Origin of the sequence: Cellulosimicrobium protaetiae, from assembly GCF_009708005.2 — a bacterium.
Taxonomy (GTDB): Bacteria; Actinomycetota; Actinomycetes; order Actinomycetales; family Cellulomonadaceae; genus Cellulosimicrobium; species Cellulosimicrobium protaetiae.
Genome location: NZ_CP052757.1, coordinates 3,188,350 through 3,205,908, shown reverse-complemented (window position 1 = coordinate 3,205,908; position 17,559 = coordinate 3,188,350). Strand labels below are relative to the sequence as shown.

At 74.2% G+C, this 17,559-nt stretch carries 16 protein-coding genes; 10 read left to right on the top strand and 6 right to left on the bottom strand.

The genetic code is table 11. The annotated features are described in order from the left end of the window. Positions 1-158: 158 nt before the first annotated feature. From FIC82_RS13745 to FIC82_RS13710, 8 genes are all read left to right on the top strand, one after another. Positions 159-1,475 carry a sensor histidine kinase gene (locus tag FIC82_RS13745; RefSeq protein ID WP_253691162.1) on the top strand — a complete coding sequence of 439 codons (1,317 nt, stop codon included), beginning with the start codon at positions 159-161 and terminating at the stop codon, positions 1,473-1,475. Further along, positions 1,472-2,110 (top strand): response regulator transcription factor, encoded by a 639-nt coding sequence (locus tag FIC82_RS13740; RefSeq protein ID WP_154798904.1) that lies wholly within the window; start codon positions 1,472-1,474, stop codon positions 2,108-2,110. Before FIC82_RS13745 ends, FIC82_RS13740 begins: the two co-directional genes overlap by 4 nt. Positions 2,111-2,346: 236 nt before the next feature. Next, on the top strand, positions 2,347-4,305 hold the full coding sequence (locus FIC82_RS13735; RefSeq protein WP_154798903.1) for a peroxidase family protein: 1,959 nt from the start codon (positions 2,347-2,349) through the stop codon (positions 4,303-4,305). Positions 4,306-4,470: 165 nt separating this feature from the next. After that, positions 4,471-4,740, top strand: coding sequence for a 30S ribosomal protein S15 (gene rpsO / locus FIC82_RS13730; protein WP_021479897.1), 270 nt, complete (start codon positions 4,471-4,473; stop codon positions 4,738-4,740). A gap of 311 nt (positions 4,741-5,051) precedes the next feature. Next, complete coding sequence (locus tag FIC82_RS13725) at positions 5,052-7,277, top strand: polyribonucleotide nucleotidyltransferase (protein ID WP_053371618.1); 2,226 nt, start codon at positions 5,052-5,054, stop codon at positions 7,275-7,277. A 1-nt stretch (position 7,278) separates the two neighbouring features. Then, positions 7,279-8,610: a M16 family metallopeptidase gene (locus FIC82_RS13720; RefSeq protein WP_168731875.1), complete on the top strand. Its 1,332-nt coding sequence runs from the start codon at positions 7,279-7,281 to the stop codon at positions 8,608-8,610. A gap of 225 nt (positions 8,611-8,835) precedes the next feature. Next, complete coding sequence (gene dapB / locus FIC82_RS13715) at positions 8,836-9,591, top strand: 4-hydroxy-tetrahydrodipicolinate reductase (protein WP_256390422.1); 756 nt, start codon at positions 8,836-8,838, stop codon at positions 9,589-9,591. Between the two features lie 104 nt (positions 9,592-9,695). After that, entirely contained in the window at positions 9,696-10,130 is a 435-nt protein-coding gene (locus tag FIC82_RS13710; protein ID WP_168732296.1) for a hypothetical protein, read from the top strand. A gap of 72 nt (positions 10,131-10,202) precedes the next feature. On the opposite strand, the gene FIC82_RS13705 is transcribed toward FIC82_RS13710, so the two are convergent. The 6 genes from FIC82_RS13705 to FIC82_RS13680 form a co-directional block, all read right to left on the bottom strand. After that, positions 10,203-10,661 carry a hypothetical protein gene (locus FIC82_RS13705; RefSeq protein WP_154798902.1) on the bottom strand — a complete coding sequence of 153 codons (459 nt, stop codon included), beginning with the start codon at positions 10,659-10,661 and terminating at the stop codon, positions 10,203-10,205. A gap of 78 nt (positions 10,662-10,739) precedes the next feature. Continuing rightward, positions 10,740-11,249, bottom strand: a complete 510-nt coding sequence (locus FIC82_RS13700) for a GNAT family N-acetyltransferase (protein WP_168731874.1) — start codon at positions 11,247-11,249, stop codon at positions 10,740-10,742. Positions 11,250-11,289: 40 nt separating this feature from the next. After that, entirely contained in the window at positions 11,290-11,610 is a 321-nt protein-coding gene (locus FIC82_RS13695) for an AzlD domain-containing protein (protein WP_154798901.1), read from the bottom strand. After that, a complete protein-coding gene (locus FIC82_RS13690; protein WP_154798900.1) occupies positions 11,607-12,425 on the bottom strand; it encodes an AzlC family ABC transporter permease in 819 nt (272 codons plus the stop codon). The genes FIC82_RS13695 and FIC82_RS13690 overlap by 4 nt, the downstream gene beginning before the upstream one ends. Next, entirely contained in the window at positions 12,422-13,075 is a 654-nt protein-coding gene (locus FIC82_RS13685) for a TIGR00645 family protein (protein WP_253691159.1), read from the bottom strand. Before FIC82_RS13685 ends, FIC82_RS13690 begins: the two co-directional genes overlap by 4 nt. Positions 13,076-13,269: 194 nt before the next feature. Next, positions 13,270-14,754, bottom strand: coding sequence for an NAD-dependent succinate-semialdehyde dehydrogenase (locus FIC82_RS13680; protein ID WP_154798899.1), 1,485 nt, complete (start codon positions 14,752-14,754; stop codon positions 13,270-13,272). A gap of 115 nt (positions 14,755-14,869) precedes the next feature. Here FIC82_RS13680 and dapA point away from each other — a divergent pair, with 115 nt between their 5' ends. Together dapA and FIC82_RS13670 are read left to right on the top strand one after the other, a co-directional pair. Then, a complete protein-coding gene (gene dapA / locus FIC82_RS13675; RefSeq protein WP_154798898.1) occupies positions 14,870-15,814 on the top strand; it encodes a 4-hydroxy-tetrahydrodipicolinate synthase in 945 nt (314 codons plus the stop codon). Positions 15,815-15,864: 50 nt separating this feature from the next. Further along, positions 15,865-17,550 (top strand): ribonuclease J, encoded by a 1,686-nt coding sequence (locus tag FIC82_RS13670; protein WP_168731873.1) that lies wholly within the window; start codon positions 15,865-15,867, stop codon positions 17,548-17,550. The last annotated feature ends 9 nt before the right edge of the window (positions 17,551-17,559 follow it).

Genomic DNA, 17,559 nt, shown 5'->3' with positions numbered 1-17,559 from the left:
GCTCCGTCGACGCACCCGTCGACGTCTCCCGTCCACGGTCCCGCGGCGCGGTCCGTCCCGGATCGCCACCGCGGTCGGTCCTGCCTCGCCGCGGGGTGGAGCCGCGCATCGACCGTTCGGACGATGCCGGCCGGGGGCGGCGTCGCTAGGGTGACGGCGTGACCCCGGCCGCGCCCCCGACCCCTGTCGCCGTGCCCGGCGGGCACGGCGCACGCGTCGTGCCGGCGGCCACCCGGTGGCTGCGGCGGGGCCTCGACGTCCTCCTCGTCGGCCTGCTCGCGCTCTCCCTCGCCGTCGCCCTGACCAGCGGCACGGTGCGCGCCGTCGTCGCCCTCGGGGTGGGTGCCGCGCTGCTCGCGCTCTACGTCCTGGGCCGACGCCGCCTGCCGCTCCCGGACGACGTGCGGGCGCCCCGCGGCGCGTGGTGGCCCGCGGGTGCGTGGGTGACCGGGCTCGTCGTGCTGTGGGTCGCGCTGTGCCTGGTCTCCGTCACGGCGGTGTGGGTCGCGTTCCCCCTGATGTTCGTCGCGATGCACGTGCTCGGTCCGCGCCGCGGCCCGGTCGCGGTCGCCGCGGTCGTGCTCCTCGTGGTCGCGGTCATGTGGGCCGCCACGGAGAGCGTCGCGGTGCCGTTCGTGCTCGGCCCCGCGATCGGCGGGGCGGTCGCGGTCGTCGTCGTGCTCGCGCTCGAGGCGGTCGTGCGCGAGTCGCAGGAGCGCCAGCGGACCCTGGACGAGCTCGTCCGCACGCGCGACGAGCTCGCCACGTCCGAGCGTGAGCGGGCGGTCGCGGGCGAGCGCGAACGCCTCGCGCGCGAGATCCACGACACGCTCGCCCAGGGGTTCTCCTCGGCCGAGCTGCTCCTGCGCGCCGCCCGGACCGCGCTCGACGCCGGCGATGTCGGCACCGCGCGCGGGTACGTCGAGCAGACGCGGGAGGTCGCGCGGCACAACCTCGCCGAGGCACGCCGCGTCGTGCGCGCGCTGGCGCCCGCCGACCTCGCGTCGTCGAACCTCGTCGACGCGCTGCGCCGGGTCGCGGCCCGCACCTCGGGGCGCGCCACCGGCGCCGGCCCGGAGGTCGTCGTGCAGGTGAGCGGCGACCCCGTGCCGCTGCCGACGGACGTCGAGACCGCGCTGCTGCGCGTCGCCCAGTCCGCGCTCGCCAACGTCGAGCGGCACGCGGACGCGTCGCGCGCCGCGGTCACGCTGAGCTTTCTGGCGGGCGCGGCGCCGGGGGAGGAGGCGGTGGCCCTGGACGTGGTCGACGACGGTCGCGGCTTCGACCCGGACGGTCTCGCCGAGCCGGCCGAGGACGGGCCGGGCGGGACCGTGGGTGGGTTCGGTCTCGTGGCCATGCGCGCGCGGCTCGCGGAGCTCGGCGGCACGCTGTCCGTGGAGTCCGCGCCGGGCGCGGGCACGGCGGTCGCTGCCTGGGTGCCGCTCGCGCGCGCCGAGGACGAGGAGGGGCGATGACCGGTCCGAGCGTCGACGTCGTGCTCGCGGACGACCACCCGGTCGTGCGCACGGGCCTGCGCGCGGTGCTCGAGGCCGAGCCGGACGTGCGCGTCGTCGCCGAGGTCGGCTCGGCCGAGGAGCTCCTCGCGCGCCTTCGCGCCGGGCTGCGCGCCGACGTCGTGCTGCTCGACCTGCAGTTCGGCCCGGGTCGGCTCGGGGGTGTCGACGCGGTCCGGGAGATCGTCGCGACCGACGGCCCGGCCGTGCTCGTCGTGACGACGTACGACGCCGACGCCGACATCCTCGCGGCGGTCGAGGCGGGCGCGCGCGGCTACCTCCTCAAGGACGCCCCGACGCACGAGCTCGTGGCCGCCGTGCGTGCCGCCGCTGCGGGCGAGGTCGCGCTCGGCCCCGCGGTCCAGCGACGGCTCCTCGGCCGCCTGCGCAGCCCCGGCACGGCGCTCACCGCGCGCGAGCTCGAGGTGCTCGCGCTCGTCGCCGAGGGACGCACCAACGACGAGATCGCCCGCGAGCTGTTCCTGTCCCGCGCGACCGTGAAGACCCACCTCGTCCACGTCTACGACAAGCTCGGCGCGCCCTCGCGCACGGCCGCGGTCGCCGAGGCGCGGCGCCGCGGCCTCCTGCGCGGGTGACCGGCGCCGGGCCCGTCCCGACGTCCTGGGGCGACCGGGTGTCACGGGACCGGCCGGCGCCCCTCCCTCCGGGTGAGCGGCGCCGTCGTGCACGGCGTCCGTCGCGGCCGCACGATCCCCGGGCCGCAGTCCAGGGGGCGGTCGCACACGCCCCCGCGCGAGCGCTCGCGCCCGCGGGAGCGCTCGGCGGTCCGCCGCGGCGGCCGCACGACGACCTCCCACAGAGAGGCAGAGCCATGGAGGCTCAGCAGCACACGGCGGCACCCGGCGCCGGGACCGTCGCCGAGACGGTGGTCGACGACGTCGCTCCCGACGCGGTCGACCAGGCGTCCACCCCGATCGGACGGACGGTCCGCAGCGTCGGCCACGGATCGGCCGTCGCGCCCGACGGGCCCGCCACCGACGCGGTCGTGGACCCCGCGGAGTCGAACGCCCCGCTCCTGCCCGCGGCCGAGGCCGCGGTCGCCCGGGACCACGCACTGCACCGCTACGACTCCACGACCGCGTTCGACTACCTGTTCCCGGAGCTCGCGGAGAGCTTCCCCGCGTTCCACCTGCCGGTGGACGACGGCGCGACCGCGAGCACCGTGGAGGCCCTGAAGGCGCTCGGGGCCTCGATGGTGGCCCGGCCGGTCGTGCCGCAGGGACAGCCCCCGCGCGACCTCAACTCGAACGTCCCGGCGGTGTACACGTACTGGGGCCAGTTCATCGACCACGACATCACGCTCAACACGAACGGCCCGGACACCACGTCCGGCCGCGACGGGGACCAGGCGCTCGGCGACGTCGACGCCGATCCGTTCCAGGTGTTCGCACCACGGGTCGTGGTGCGCTCGCTCCACAACGGGCGCCACCCCGCGCTCAACCTCGACTCGCTGTACGGCAGCGGGCCCGTGTTCGAGGGGGAGCCGGGCCTCGGGTCCACGCGCAGCGAGGCGTCCTACGTCCCGGGGTCCGCCAAGCTCCGCCTCGGGCGCATCTCGACCGAGGCGCTCGTGATCCCGGGAGGCCCGTCGTTCTCCCTCGTCGAGCCAGGCGGCGACGCGCAGCGCGACCTGCCGCGCGACGCGCAGGGCGCGCCGCTCGTCCCGGACGGGCGCAACGACGAGAACCTCGTCGTGGCCCAGTTCCACCTCGCGATGATCCGGTTCCACAACGCCGTCGTGGACTGGGTGGACGAGTTCGATCCGTGGACGCGCCACACCGGCGGGGAACGCGGTGTCTTCGAGCGTGCGAGCCAGCTCGTGCGCTGGCACTACCAGTGGCTCGTGGTCAACGACTACCTGCGTACGCTCACCAAGCCGGGCGTCCTGGACGCGACGCTCCTGCGCGACACGTCGTTCTTCCGGCCCCGCTACCCGGTCTCGATGCCGCTCGAGTTCGCCGTCGCGGCGTTCCGGTTCGGCCACTCGATGATCCGGGACACGTACGACTACAACGTCAACTTCACCGGCCCGCCGCCCCGGAACGCGAGCCTCGTCCAGCTCTTCGAGTTCACGGGGAACGGCGGCAGCCTGCGCCCCGGGCCGGCGGGCAATCCCGCGCTGCCGTCGAACTGGCCGATCGAGTGGGCCCGGTTCGTCGACAAGGGCGATCCCTCGCCGTTCCGGGCCGCGGAGAAGATCGACACCTTCCTCGCGCCGAGCCTCGGCGACCTGGTCAAGGAGGGTGCGCTGCCGCCCGAGCCGCCCGCGCACACGCAGGCTCAGCTCGTCGCCAGCGCGCTGCAGAGGCAGCTCGCGCAACGCAACCTGCTGCGCGGGTACATGCTCGCGCTGCCCACCGGCGAGGCCGTCGCGACGTCTCTCGGCGTCACGCCGCTCACCCCGGCCCAGCTCGAGGACCGCGCCGGGGAGGACGTGAAGCAGGCGCTCGCGACCCTGCGGGACGGCGACCACGGCGGCACCCCGCTGTGGTACTACGTCCTCAAGGAGGCCGAGCTTCAGGGCGACGGGAGCTTCCTGGGCGAGGTCGGCAGCCGCGTGCTCGCCGAGACGTTCGTCTACCTGCTCCGCCAGGACGACACGTCCTACGTCCGGGCGAGCAACCACTGGACGCCCGCGCAGGGGGTGCACTTCGAGGACGGCTCGCTCGTCCTCACGCTCCCGGACCTGCTCCGGTTCGCCGGGGTGCTGCCGGACGCGGCGGGGCGGTTCCGCGCCGACGGGACGGCGGGGCACGACGGCGCCCCCTGACGCCCGGCGGCCGCGAGCGCACGGGATCCGGGAGTCGCGCGGATCGCGGCCGGACGAGGCGGCGCGTCCACCTGGTAAGATGGATGCGCCGTCTGACCGGCCGCGGACCCAGAGAGCCCGGGAGCATCGTCCCGGCGCGCCGCGCAACGAACCCGAAGGAGAACCGTGCCGCTCGACACTGCCACGAAGCAGCGCATCATGACCGAGTACGCGACGAGCGAGGGCGACACCGGTTCGCCCGAGGTCCAGGTCGCGCTCCTCACGCAGCGCATCAAGGACCTCACCGAGCACCTCAAGGAGCACAAGCACGACCACCACAGCCGTCGTGGTCTGCTCCTCCTCGTCGGCCAGCGCCGTCGCCTGCTCGGCTACCTGCAGAAGGTCGACATCAACCGCTACCGCAGCCTCATCGAGCGCCTCGGTCTGCGTCGCTGACACGACACCGCCAGCCCGGTCCCTGCGGGGACCGGGCTGGTCTGGTGTGATGTACCTGTCACACCACGGCTGACACCTGCAGCCGACACCACCCACACCGCGCCGCCGGCCTCTCGTTCGGTCCTCGGTAGTGGCTCACGGACCCCCGCGGTCCCGTCTCGGACGGGGCCGTGCGGGAACCGCCGTGGACCTCGATCGAAGACCGCCGAGCGTCGAGTGCGACCGGAGCCCCTGCGCCACGCGCGCCGGGGCACGGACCGGAACCCTCGACAGGGCTACCCGGGCGGCGCTTCGAGAAAGGGAGGGCACCCGTGGAGGGTCCCGAGATCCAGTTCGCCGAGGCCACGATCGACAACGGTCGCTTCGGCACCCGCACCGTCCGGTTCGAGACCGGGCGCCTCGCCCGTCAGGCCGCCGGCTCCGTCGCCGCGTACCTCGACGACGAGACCATGCTCCTGTCGGCCACCACGGCCGGCAAGCACCCCAAGGACCAGTTCGACTTCTTCCCGCTGACGGTGGACGTCGAGGAGCGCATGTACGCCGCGGGCCGCATCCCCGGCTCGTTCTTCCGCCGCGAGGGTCGCCCCTCGACGGACGCGATCCTCGCGTGCCGCCTCATCGACCGCCCGCTGCGCCCGCTGTTCGTCAAGGGCCTGCGCAACGAGGTCCAGGTCGTCATCACGGTCCTCGCGCTCCACCCGGACGACGCGTACGACACGCTCGCGATCAACGCCGCCTCGGCGTCGACGCAGATCTCCGGCCTGCCCTTCTCCGGCCCGGTCGGCGCGGTCCGCATCGCGCTCGTCGACGGCCAGTGGGTCGCGTTCCCCAAGTACTCCGACAAGGAGCGCGCGGTCTTCGACATGGTCGTGGCCGGGCGCGTCGTCGGTGACGACGTCGCGATCGCGATGATCGAGGCCGAGGCCACCGACGGTGCCTGGGGCCTCGTCAAGGACGAGGGCGTCGGCGCGCCGACCGAGGAGGTCGTCGCCGAGGGCATCGAGGCGGCCAAGCCGTTCATCAAGGCGCTGTGCGACGCGCAGTCGGCGCTCGCCGCCCAGGCCGCGAAGCCGGTCAAGGAGTACCCGGTCTTCCTGGACTACCAGGACGACGCGTTCGCCGCGGTCGAGGCCGAGGTCTCCACCGACCTGCGCGCGGCGCTCGCCATCGCGGACAAGCAGGACCGCGAGAACCGTCTCGACGAGATCAAGAACGAGATGGTCGGCAAGCTCCAGGCCGGGTTCGACGGCCGCGAGAAGGAGCTCTCCGCCGCGTACCGCTCGCTCCAGAAGAAGCTCGTGCGCCAGCGCGTCCTCACCGAGGGCGTGCGTATCGACGGCCGTGGGCTCGCGGACATCCGCACGCTCTCGGCCGAGGTCGAGGTGCTCCCGCGCGTGCACGGCTCCGCGCTCTTCGAGCGTGGCGAGACCCAGATCATGGGCGTCACCACGCTGAACATGCTCCGCATGGAGCAGCAGATCGACTCGCTCGGTCCGGAGACGCGCAAGCGCTACATGCACAACTACAACTTCCCGCCCTACTCGACCGGTGAGACCGGCCGCGTGGGCAGCCCGAAGCGCCGCGAGATCGGCCACGGTGCGCTCGCGGAGCGCGCGCTCGTGCCGGTGCTCCCGAGCCGCGAGGAGTTCCCGTACGCGATCCGTCAGGTGTCCGAGGCCCTCGGCTCCAACGGCTCGACGTCCATGGGCTCCGTGTGCGCCTCGACGCTCTCGCTCCTCAACGCCGGCGTGCCGCTGCGCGCCCCCGTCGCGGGCATCGCGATGGGCCTCATCTCCGACACCGTGGACGGTGAGACGCGCTACGCCGCGCTCACCGACATCCTCGGTGCCGAGGACGCGTTCGGCGACATGGACTTCAAGGTCGCCGGTACCCGCGAGTTCGTCACGGCCATCCAGCTCGACACCAAGCTCGACGGCATCCCCGCCTCGGTGCTCGCCGGTGCGCTGACCCAGGCGCGCGACGCGCGCCTGACGATCCTCGACGTGCTCGCCGAGGCCATCGACGTGCCCGACGAGATGTCCCCGAACGCCCCGCGCGTCATCTCCGTGAAGGTGCCGGTCGACAAGATCGGCGAGGTCATCGGCCCCAAGGGCAAGATGATCAACCAGATCCAGGAGGAGACGGGCGCGGACATCTCCATCGAGGACGACGGCACCGTGTACATCGGCGCCACCGACGGCCCGTCGGCCGAGGCCGCCCGCGCGGCGATCAACGCGATCGCCAACCCGCACGTCCCGGAGATCGGCGAGCGCTTCGTCGGCACGGTCGTCAAGACGACGTCGTTCGGCGCGTTCATCTCGCTCTCCCCGGGCAAGGACGGTCTGCTGCACATCAGCCAGATCCGCAAGCTCGTGGGCGGCAAGCGCGTCGAGAACGTCGAGGACGTGCTGTCCATCGGCCAGAAGGTTCAGGTCGAGATCGGCGAGATCGACCCGCGCGGCAAGCTCTCGCTGCACGCCGTGGTCGAGGAGGAGGCTCCGGCCGACGCTCCCGCGACCGAGGGCGCGGACGCCTGACGTGCCCTGGGACCTTCCGCTCGTCCCGGCGGGTGACGCCGGGGCCGAGCTGACCGCCGGGCAGGACGGCGCGACGATCCGTCGCTCCGTCCTGCCCGGCGGGGTCCGCGTGCTCACCGAGTCGATGCCGGGCCTGCGCTCGGCGACGATGGGCGCGTGGGTCGGCGTCGGCTCGCGCGACGAGACCGACGGCCACTTCGGCTCGACGCACTTCCTCGAGCACCTGCTGTTCAAGGGCACCGCGCGCCGCTCGGCGATGGACATCGCCGAGGCGTTCGACGCCGTCGGCGGCGAGGCCAACGCCGCGACCGGCAAGGAGCACACGTGCTACTACGCGCGCGTGCTCGACGCCGACCTGCCCATGGCGGTCGACGTCGTCGCCGACATGGTGACGTCCGCGCGCCTGGACCCCGACGAGCTCGAGACCGAGCGCGGCGTGATCCTCGAAGAGCTCGCGATGAACGACGACGACCCCTCGGACGTCGTGCACGAGGAGTTCGCGTCCGCGGTGCTCGGCGGGCACGCGCTCGGCCGACCCATCGGCGGCACCCCGGACACGATCAACGCGGTCCCGCGCGACGCGGTCTGGGAGCACTACCGGTGGCACTACCGCCCCGAGACGCTCGTCGTCGCGGCGGCGGGCGGCGTCGACCACGACGTGCTCGTCGCGCAGGTGGGCCAGGCGCTGCACGACGGCGGCTGGTCGCTCGACGCGGCCGCCGCGCCGCGGGCGCGACGTGACCCCGCCGACCCCGCCCTCGCGGGCGTCGGGACGACGGGTGTCGAGCTGTCGGTCCACCGGGCCGTCGAGCAGGCGAACGTCGTCATCGGCGGCACGGGACTGTCGGCGACCGACGACCGTCGCTTCACGCTGTCCGTGCTCAGCGCGGTGCTGGGCGGCGGCATGAGCTCGCGCCTGTTCCAGGAGATCCGCGAGAAGCGCGGCCTCGCGTACTCGACGTACTCGTTCGCGTCGGGTCACGGCGGCATCGGCACGTTCGGCCTCTACGCCGGGTGCGCGCCGTCGAAGGTCGACGAGGTCACCGCCCTGCTCCACTCCGAGCTCGACCGCCTCGCGGACGCGGGCATCACCGGCGCCGAGCTCGACCGCAGCATCGGCCAGCTCTCCGGCGGCATGGTCCTCGGGCTCGAGGACTCCGGCTCGCGCATGAGCCGGCTCGGCAAGGCCGAGCTCGTCTACGGCGAGCTCCTGAGCGTCGAGGAGTCGCTCGACGCGATCCGTTCGGTCACGGCCGACGACGTGCAGAAGCTGGCCGGCGAGCTCGCCTCGCGGCCGCGGTCCGTCGTGCGCGTCGGACCGTTCGGCGGCTGATCCCTCGCCTCCCACGGAGTCTCGCGGCGGCCGTCCTCCTCACGGAGGGCGGCCGCCGTCGTGCTGCTGCGGACCGGACGCCGTGCGTGGGCCGACCAGCGGTGTGCGGCGGACGACGCACCGGTCGGCCTGCGCACCGGCGATAGGGTGACGGGCGTGAGCGAGCAGAACATCCCCGCGCCCGATCCCGCCCCGACCGCCCCCGGCGAGGAGCCCGGTCGCCCGCTGCGAGTCGCCGTCCTGGGCGCCGCCGGGCGCATGGGCGCGACCGTCTGCGCGGCCGTCGAGGGCGCCGCGGACCTCGAGCTCGTCGCGCGCCTGGACGCGGGCGACGAGGTCACGGCCGCGACCCTGGGCGGCGCTGACGTCGCCGTCGACTTCACGATCCCGTCCGCGACCGAGGCGAACGTCCACGCGCTGATCGACGCGGGCGTGCACGCGGTCGTCGGGACCACGGGCTGGACGGACGAGAGCCGCGGGCGCGTCGTCGCGCACCTCGGGCGCGCCGCCGCGGCCGGCGCACCCGGGCTCGGCGTGCTCATCGCGCCCAACTTCGGCCTGTCCGCCGTCCTCGCGATGACGTTCGCCGCCAAGGCCGCGCGGTACTTCGAGTCGGCCGAGGTGATCGAGCTCCACCACCCGGACAAGGTCGACGCGCCGTCCGGCACCGCGCGCCACACCGCGGCGGCGATCGCCGCGGCGCGCGCCGACGCGGGCCTCGGGCCCGGACCCGACGCGACGGAGACGGGGTGGGAGGCGCGTGGCGCCGACGTCGACGGCGTGCGCGTCCACGCGGTGCGCCTGCGCGGCCTCGTCGCGCACGAGGAGATCCTGTTCGGCAACGCGGGCGAGCAGCTCGTCATCCGGCAGGACTCGTTCGACCGGGTCTCCTTCATGCCGGGCGTCCTGCTCGCCGTCCGCGAGGTCGTGGGGAGGCCGGGACTGACCGTCGGCCTCGAGAACGTGCTGGACCTGGCGTGAGCGCGCCCGACGGCCCCGCCGGCCCGGACGCCGACGGCCACGGCGAGGACGGCGGTGCCGACGGAACCGCCGGACGGTCACGCGCCGCCCGGCCCTGGAAGGCGATAGTCGGCGCGGTGCTCGTCACGCTCCTGCTCGCACTGTACGTGTGGCAGGTGGCGGGGCGTGCCGCGGCTCTGATCGGCACGGGCGAGCCGGTGGCGATGGTGATCGGTGCGGGCGTGCTCGTGCTGCCCCTGCTCGTGGTCGGTCTGGTCGGGCGCGAGTTCCTGCTCGCCGGCACCGTCCAGCGCATGGCGGACGACCTCGCCGCCCAGGGTCGGCTGCCGGTCGACGACCTGCCGCGCTCGCCCGGCGGCCGGATCGACCGGGATGCCGCCGACGCCGCGTTCGGCCCGTACCGCGACGCGGTCGACGCCGACCCGCAGAGCTGGGAGGCCTGGTACCACCTCGCCTTCGCGTACGACGCCGCGCGCGACCGCCGTCGCGCGCGCGAGGCGCTGCGCAAGGCCGCGGCGCTCTACCGTTCCCGTCGCTGACAGGGCGTTCCACCCCGCACGACGTAGCCCGCCTCGCGGACGACCTCACGCCCGGTGGATCAATTCGGCAGGTCAGAGGCTGGTCCAGCAGTAGAGCCGGTGGCCCGCGTCGTCTGCGCGGACGCACAGCTCGGAGAGTCGTCGCAGCGCGTCGGCGAGGTCGGCGGGGTCCGACCCCTCGAGCTCCTCGGTGGCGGCCCAGCGGACCGCGACGGCGTCGAGGGCGGTCGGGGTCGTCGCGGCGAGCGCGGTCACGAGCGCGTCGGTGACCGCCACGACCCACGGCCCCTCGTCACCGGCGGTCGCGACGAGCGAGCCGTGCCGGGGGTCGGTCTTGGCCTCGGCGTACGGTCGGTCGGTGAGCAGGCCCGCGAGCGTGCCCAGCACGACGAACGGGTCGATCCCCTTGAGCTCGACCGTGGGGAACACCGGTTGGTTCGTCAGCGGGTCGGGGCTGCTGGGGCCCGTACGGGCCGCGCTCCCGGCCTGCGCGTCGTCGGCGGCGGAGAAGTAGTCGGTGAGGATGCCCATGGCGGTCGATCCTCGCAGGTCAGGTGCGCGAGCGGGTCACGGCGGTGTCACGGCTGCGTGTCGAACGGTCGCACGGGGTCAGATCTCGGCGCTCCACCGGTGCTCGACGACGTCGCGCACGCCGGTCGCGAGCGTCCGGGCCCGTCCGTCCGGGCCGAGGCCGGCGCCGGCGAGGAACGTCTCGCGCGCGGTGTCGCCGTCGAGCACCCACGTGACGACCTCCTCCGCGCCGTCCCGGCGCAGCCGGTCGACCGCGGCGGCGAGCAGGCGCGACCCGTGCCCGCCGCGCTGGTGCCGCGGGTCGACCTCGAGCGCGAGGACCTGCCCGGGGGACACGGCGGCGAACCCGACGACGTCGGCGCCCGCGCACGCGACGAGGACGCCGAAACCCGGTCCGGGCGGCGACGAGACGGCGGCTGCCCACTGCTCGCGCATCCGGACGGTGTCGAGCGCGTCGAGCACGTCGTCGCCGAGGACCTCGGAGTGCGAGGACCGCCAGGCGCCGACCTGGATCGCGGTCATCGCGACGTCGTCGCCGGGCACGGCAGGGCGGACGGAGACGTCGGCGGTCTCGCGGAAGAGGCTCACGGGTTCACCCTACGAGACCTCGGGTGCGGCGCGGACGGCCTCAGCCCCAGCCGAGGGCGCGCAGCCCCGCGGCCGTGGCCGCGGCGAGCACCACGACGACGATGAACGGCGCGCGCAGGGCGAGCGCGACGGCGGCGACGCCGAGGGCGGGCAGGCGGGCGTCGACGACGAGCGCCTGCCCGTCGCCGACCGTCTGCACCGTGACGAGCGCGGCGAGGAGCGCCGCGGTCACGAGCGCGGCCGTGCGGGCGACGCGCTCGTCGGCGAGCCAGTGCTCGGGCACGAGGTGCCCGGCGAGCTTGAGCGCGAAGCACACCGCCGAGGCGGCGAGCACGACGACCCATACGGTCGCGGACGTCATGACGACTCCTTCCCGGGGTGCTGGTCCGTGTCCGGCGCCGGTCGCCCGGGCGCCCTCCGACGTCGCGCGTCCACCTGCCCGATGACGATCGCCACCGCGGCGGCGGCCAGCACCGGGACGCCTCCCGGCGCGACAGGGATGAGCGCGGCCGCGACGACGACCGCCGCCGCGGCGGCGAGCTGCATCGCCCGCGCCGCGAGGCGGGGCCACAGGAGGGCCAGGAACGCGGCGGCCGCGGCGGCGTCGAGCCCCCACGCGCGCGGGTCGCCGAGCGCGTCGCCCGCGAGCGCCCCGACGAGGGTCATGGCGTTCCAGAGCACGAAGATGCCGACGCCGGTCCACCAGAACCCGGCTCGGACGGCGCGGCGCGAGCGCTGGGCGGTCGCGACCGCCGTCGACTCGTCGATGGTGAACTGCGCCGCGACGACCTTGTGCCACGACCGCAGCGCGAGCAGGGGCCCGAGCTGCGCCCCGTACAGGGCGTTGCGCACCCCGAGGAAGCCCGCGGTGGCGATCGCGGCACCTGGCGCCCCGCCCGCGCCGACCACGCCGATGAGCGCGAACTGCGACCCGCCCGAGAACATGAGCAGGCTCAGTGCCATGGTCTGCGCGACGTCGAGGCCCGCGACCACGGACAGCGCCCCGAACGAGATGCCGTACAGGCCCGTCGCGACGGACACCGAGACGGCCTGGCGGACCGCCGCGCGGACCTCGTCCTCGACGGCATGCTCGACGGCGTCTTCCACCTCGGCGTCGAGCGACGCGGGGGCGTCGGGCTCGGCGTCGGGGCGTGGGACGTCGTCGGGCCGGGTCATGCGTGCGGGTCGGCCGGGCCCTCGCCCGCCGCGGCGGCGTTGGCGGCGCGCTGGTGCGCGGTGAGGGACATGCGGTCGATGGCCGCGAGCGCGAGCGCGGAGACCACGAAGGCCAGGTGGATGATCGTCTGCCACATCATCTGGCTGGGCGTGTAGTTCTGGCTGTCGATGAACGTGCGCAGCAGGTGGATCGACGAGATGCCGATGATCGACATCGCGAGCTTCGTCTTGAGGACGTTCGCGTTGACGTGGCTGAGCCACTCCGGCTGGTCGGGGTGGTCGTCGAGACGGATGCGCGACACGAACGTCTCGTAGCCGCCGACGATGACCATGATGAGCAGGTTGGAGATCATGACGACGTCGACGAGCCCCAGGACGGCGAGCATGATCTCCTCCGCGCCGAAGGCGTGGGCGACCATCTCGTGGGTCTCGGGGTCCTCGACCGTGTGCTCGCCCGTGAACCCGCCGACGATGAGGTGCCACAGCTCCTTGAGGAACTGCCACACGTACACGACCTGGGCCACGATGAGGCCGAAGTACAGGGGTGCCTGGAGCCAGCGGGACGCGAAGATCATGTACCCGACGGTCGTGACGCGGGCGCTGGGGGAGGGGAGGTTCGCGCTGGTGGTCAGCGTGGGCGACGAGGGCACGGGCGTGGGCTCTCCGGGAGTCGGGGACGACGGGCGTGGACCGCTGACCGGGACGTCCGGTCCGGCGCGAGGCTCCGCCGGGCACCGGTCGTCACCGGGGGCGTCAGGCTACCAACGCCGGGTGGCAGCGTGGCGTCGTGCCCGACGACGGCGTGCGCGGGCCAGAGCCGACTCAGAGCCGACTCAGAGCCGGCTCAGAGCGCGACGTACACGGTCTCGAGGTACTCCTCGAGCCCTGCCTCGCCGCCCTCGCGGCCGAGACCGGACTGCTTGAGCCCGCCGAACGGCGCGCTCGCGTCGGACACCATGCCGCGGTTGATGCCGATCATCCCGGCCTCGACCTCCTCGGAGACCCGCACCGCGCGGTCGAGCGAGGTCGTGTACGCGTAGGCAGCGAGGCCGTACTCGGTCGCGTTGGCGAGAGCGAGCCCCTCGTCGTCGTCGCCGAACGCGACCACGGGGGCCACGGGCCCGAAGATCTCCTCGGTGACGACGCGCGCGTCGGGGTCGACGCCGGACAGCACGGTCGGGGCGTAGAAGTACCCCGTGGACCGGGGCCGGTCGGCACCCGTGAGGACCTGCGCCCCGCCGTCGGACGCGGCGTCGACGAGCTCGGCGACCTTGTCCACGGCTTTCGTCTCGATGAGCGGGCCGACCTGCGTGCCCTCCTGCGCGCCCGGGCCGACGCGCAGGCCCTCGAACGCGGTCGCGAGCCGCTGCGCGAACTCGCGCGCGACGGCGTCGTGCACGAGGAAGCGGTTGGCCGCCACGCACGACTGCCCGGCGTTGCGCAGCTTCGCGACGAGCGCGCCCTCGACCGCCGCGTCGAGGTCCGCGTCGGCGAACACGAGGAACGGCGCGTTGCCCCCGAGCTCCATGGACGTGCGCAGCACCTGGGGCGCGGCCTTCTCGAGCAGCGTGCGGCCCACGGCTGTCGAGCCCGTGAACGACAGCTTGCGCAGGCGCTCGTCGGCGAGGAGCGGCTCCGTCACGTCCGCGGCGCGCGACGACGGGACGACGTTGACGACGCCGGTCGGCAGCCCGCGGTCCGCGAGCTCGGACCTGATGACCTCCGCCACGAGGGCCGTCGTCAGCGGCGTGAGCCGCGCGGGCTTGATCACGACGGTGCAGCCGGCCGCGAGCGCCGGGCCGATCTTGCGCGTCGCCATGGCGATGGGGAAGTTCCAGGGCGTGACGAGCAGCGCGGGCCCGACGGGCCGGCGGAACACGAGCTGGCGGTTGCCCCCGGCCGGGGCCGTGCGGGCGAGGCCCTCGGCGCGCACCGCCTGCTCGCCGTACCAGCGCAGGAAGTCGGCGCCGTAGAGCACCTCGGCGCGCGCCTCCGCGAGCGGCTTGCCGCACTCGGCCGTGATGAGCGCGGCGACGTCGTCGGCCCGCGCGACGACCCGGTCGTGGACGGCGCGCAGCACCTCGCCGCGCTCGCGCGGCGGCGTCGCGCGCCACGCGGGGGCGGCCCGGTGCGCGGCGTCGAGCGCGCGCAGCGCGTCGGCGGGGCTCGCGTCGGCGACGTCGAAGAGCGACTCCTCGGTCGCCGGGTCCTCGACCTCGAACGTCCGGCCGCCCTCGGCCGGTCCCCAGTGCCCGTCGACGAGGAGCCCCGTGGGCACGTGCGCGACGAGCGCGGGGGAGAGGTTCGACGTCGAGGCGGGGCGGGACATGCTCCGAGTATCGCCCTGCGGGCCGAGGGGCCGCACCCGGGCGGCCGTCCTTGCCGGGCGCGCACCGACCCGGACGGGCGCGGTGCCGGGACGCGCCGCACGGTAGTTTGTGCACATGGTCCTTCCCGCCACCCCCGCGCGCCCGTTCGGCGCCGTTCTCACGGCCATGGTCACGCCGATGACGCCCGACGGCGCCGTCGACCTCGCGGCGGCGGCCCGGCTCGCGAAGCGGCTGGTGGACGACGGGAACGACGGCCTGGTGCTGAGCGGCACCACGGGCGAGTCGCCCACGACGCACGCGCCGGAGAAGCAGGACCTCGTGCGCGTCGTCGTCGACGCGGTCGGTGACCGCGCGGCGGTCCTCGCGGGCGCCGGGTCCAACGACACCGACCACGCCGTGCGCATGGCCGAGCAGGCCGCCGAGGCGGGCGCGGACGGGCTCCTCGTCGTCTCGCCGTACTACTCACGCCCGAGCCAGGAGGGCGTCTACCGCCACGTCGTGGCGATCGCCGACGCGGCCGACCTGCCCGTCATGCTCTACGACGTCCCCGGCCGCACGGGCGTGCGGATCGCACCCGAGACGTACGCGCGCCTCGCGGCGCACGAGCGCGTCGTCGCGAGCAAGGACGCGACGGGCGACGTGTACGCCGCGGCCAAGCTCGCCGCCGCGACCGGTCTCGCGTTCTACAGCGGCGACGACGGCCTGCTCCTGCCGTTCCTGGCGCACGGCGCCGCCGGCATCGTGTCCGTCTCCGCGCACGCGGTGGCCCGGCCGTTCGCCGAGGTCGTGCGCCGCTTCGACGCGGGCGACCACGCGGGCGCGCTCGAGGTCTTCCTCTCCACGACGCCCGTCATCGACGCGCTCAACGGCTCAGGCTTCCAGGCCGTCATGGCCAAGGCCGCCGTCGAGCTGCTCGGCGTCACCGACAACCGCTTCCTGCGCCTGCCGAACGTCGCGGCGACCGAGGACGACGTCGCGCTCGTGCGCGACGCCCTCGTCGCCGCGGGCGTGCTCGTCGGCGCGAGCACCGCGGCGGGCGCCGCCGCACCCACGAACTAGCGAGGGCAGGAGCCCTCGAAACCCCCGGCTCAGCCACGACAGGAGGCCCCGTGAGCCATCCCCACCCCGAACTCTCCCTGCCTCCCGAGCTCCCCACCGGAGGGCTGCGCATCGTCGCCCTCGGCGGGCTCGGGGAGGTCGGCCGCAACATGGCCGTCCTCGAGTACGACGGGCGCCTGCTCGTCATCGACTGCGGCGTCCTCTTCCCCGAGGACCACCAGCCCGGCGTCGACCTCATCCTCCCGGACTTCGACTACATCGCGGACCGGCTGGACGACATCGAGGCGATCGTCCTCACGCACGGCCACGAGGACCACATCGGCGCCGTCCCGTACCTGCTGCGCCTGCGCCGCGACATCCCGCTCGTCGGGTCGCAGCTCACGCTCGCGTTCGTCGAGGCGAAGCTCAAGGAGCACCGCATCTCGCCCGTGACCCTCGCGGTCAAGGAGGGCCAGGTCGAGCAGCTCGGCGTGTTCCGCTGCGAGTTCGTCGCCGTCAACCACTCGATCCCCGACGCGCTCGCGGTCGCCGTGACGACCGGCGCCGGGACCGTGCTGCACACGGGCGACTTCAAGATGGACCAGCTCCCGCTCGACGGCCGCATCACCGACCTGCGCGCGTTCGCCCGCCTCGGCGAGCAGGGCGTCGACCTGTTCATGGTCGACTCGACCAACGCCGAGGTCCCCGGCTTCGTCACGCCCGAGGTCGAGATCGGCCCGGTGCTCGACAACGTGTTCGCGGCGTCGGAGAAGCGCATCATCGTCGCGTCGTTCTCCTCGCACGTGCACCGCGTGCAGCAGGTCCTCAACGCCGCGCACCACCACGGGCGCCGCGTCGCGCTCGTCGGCCGCTCCATGGTCCGCAACATGACCATCGCTGCCGAGCTCGGGTACCTGCACGTACCCGAGGGCGTGCTCATCGACCTCAAGAAGGTCGACTCCCTGCGCGACGACGAGACCGTGCTCATGTGCACCGGATCGCAGGGCGAGCCCATGGCCGCGCTGTCCCGCATGGCGAACGGCGACCACAAGGTCTCCGTGGGCCACGGCGACACGGTGATCCTCGCGTCCTCGCTCATCCCGGGCAACGAGAACGCCGTCTTCCGCATCATCAACGGGCTCACGCGGCTCGGTGCGCGCGTCGTGCACGGCGGCAACGCCAAGGTGCACGTCTCCGGGCACGCGAGCGCGGGCGAGCTCCTCTACTGCTACAACGTGCTCAAGCCGAAGAACGTCATGCCCGTGCACGGCGAGGTCCGCCACCTCGTCGCGAACGGGGCGCTCGCGGTCCGCACGGGCGTCCCCGCGGACCGGGTCGTGCTCGCCGAGGACGGCGTCGTCGTCGACCTCGTCGACGGCAAGGCGTCCGTGGTCGGCGCGGTCCCGTGCGGGTACGTGTACGTCGACGGGTCGAGCGTCGGGGAGATCACCGACGCCGAGCTCAAGGACCGCCGCATCCTCGGCGAGGAGGGCTTCGTGTCCGTCTTCGCCGTCGTGGACTCCGCGACGGGCAAGGTGCTCGCCGGCCCGCAGATCCTCGCGCGCGGGTTCGCCGAGGACGACAAGGTGTTCGAGGACATCCGGCCCGAGGTCGTCAAGGCGCTCGAGGACGCGATCGCGGGTGGTGCGACGGACACGCACCAGCTCCAGCAGATCATGCGGCGCGTCATCGGGCGGTGGGTCTCGAACCGCCTGCGCCGGCGCCCGATGATCGTCCCGGTGGTCGTCGAGGCCTGACCGGCGGCG

Excerpts from the sequence above, each read along its gene's own strand:
- FIC82_RS13740 (WP_154798904.1), top strand. The coding sequence starts at position 1,472 with ATGACCGGTCCGAGCGTCGACGTCGTGCTCGCGGACGACCACCCGGTC.
- FIC82_RS13735 (WP_154798903.1), top strand. The coding sequence starts at position 2,347 with ATGGAGGCTCAGCAGCACACGGCGGCACCCGGCGCCGGGACCGTCGCC.
- FIC82_RS13705 (WP_154798902.1), bottom strand. The coding sequence starts at position 10,661 with ATGGGCATCCTCACCGACTACTTCTCCGCCGCCGACGACGCGCAGGCC.
- FIC82_RS13695 (WP_154798901.1), bottom strand. The coding sequence starts at position 11,610 with ATGACGTCCGCGACCGTATGGGTCGTCGTGCTCGCCGCCTCGGCGGTG.
- FIC82_RS13690 (WP_154798900.1), bottom strand. The coding sequence starts at position 12,425 with ATGACCCGGCCCGACGACGTCCCACGCCCCGACGCCGAGCCCGACGCC.
- FIC82_RS13680 (WP_154798899.1), bottom strand. The coding sequence starts at position 14,754 with ATGTCCCGCCCCGCCTCGACGTCGAACCTCTCCCCCGCGCTCGTCGCG.
- dapA (WP_154798898.1), top strand. The coding sequence starts at position 14,870 with ATGGTCCTTCCCGCCACCCCCGCGCGCCCGTTCGGCGCCGTTCTCACG.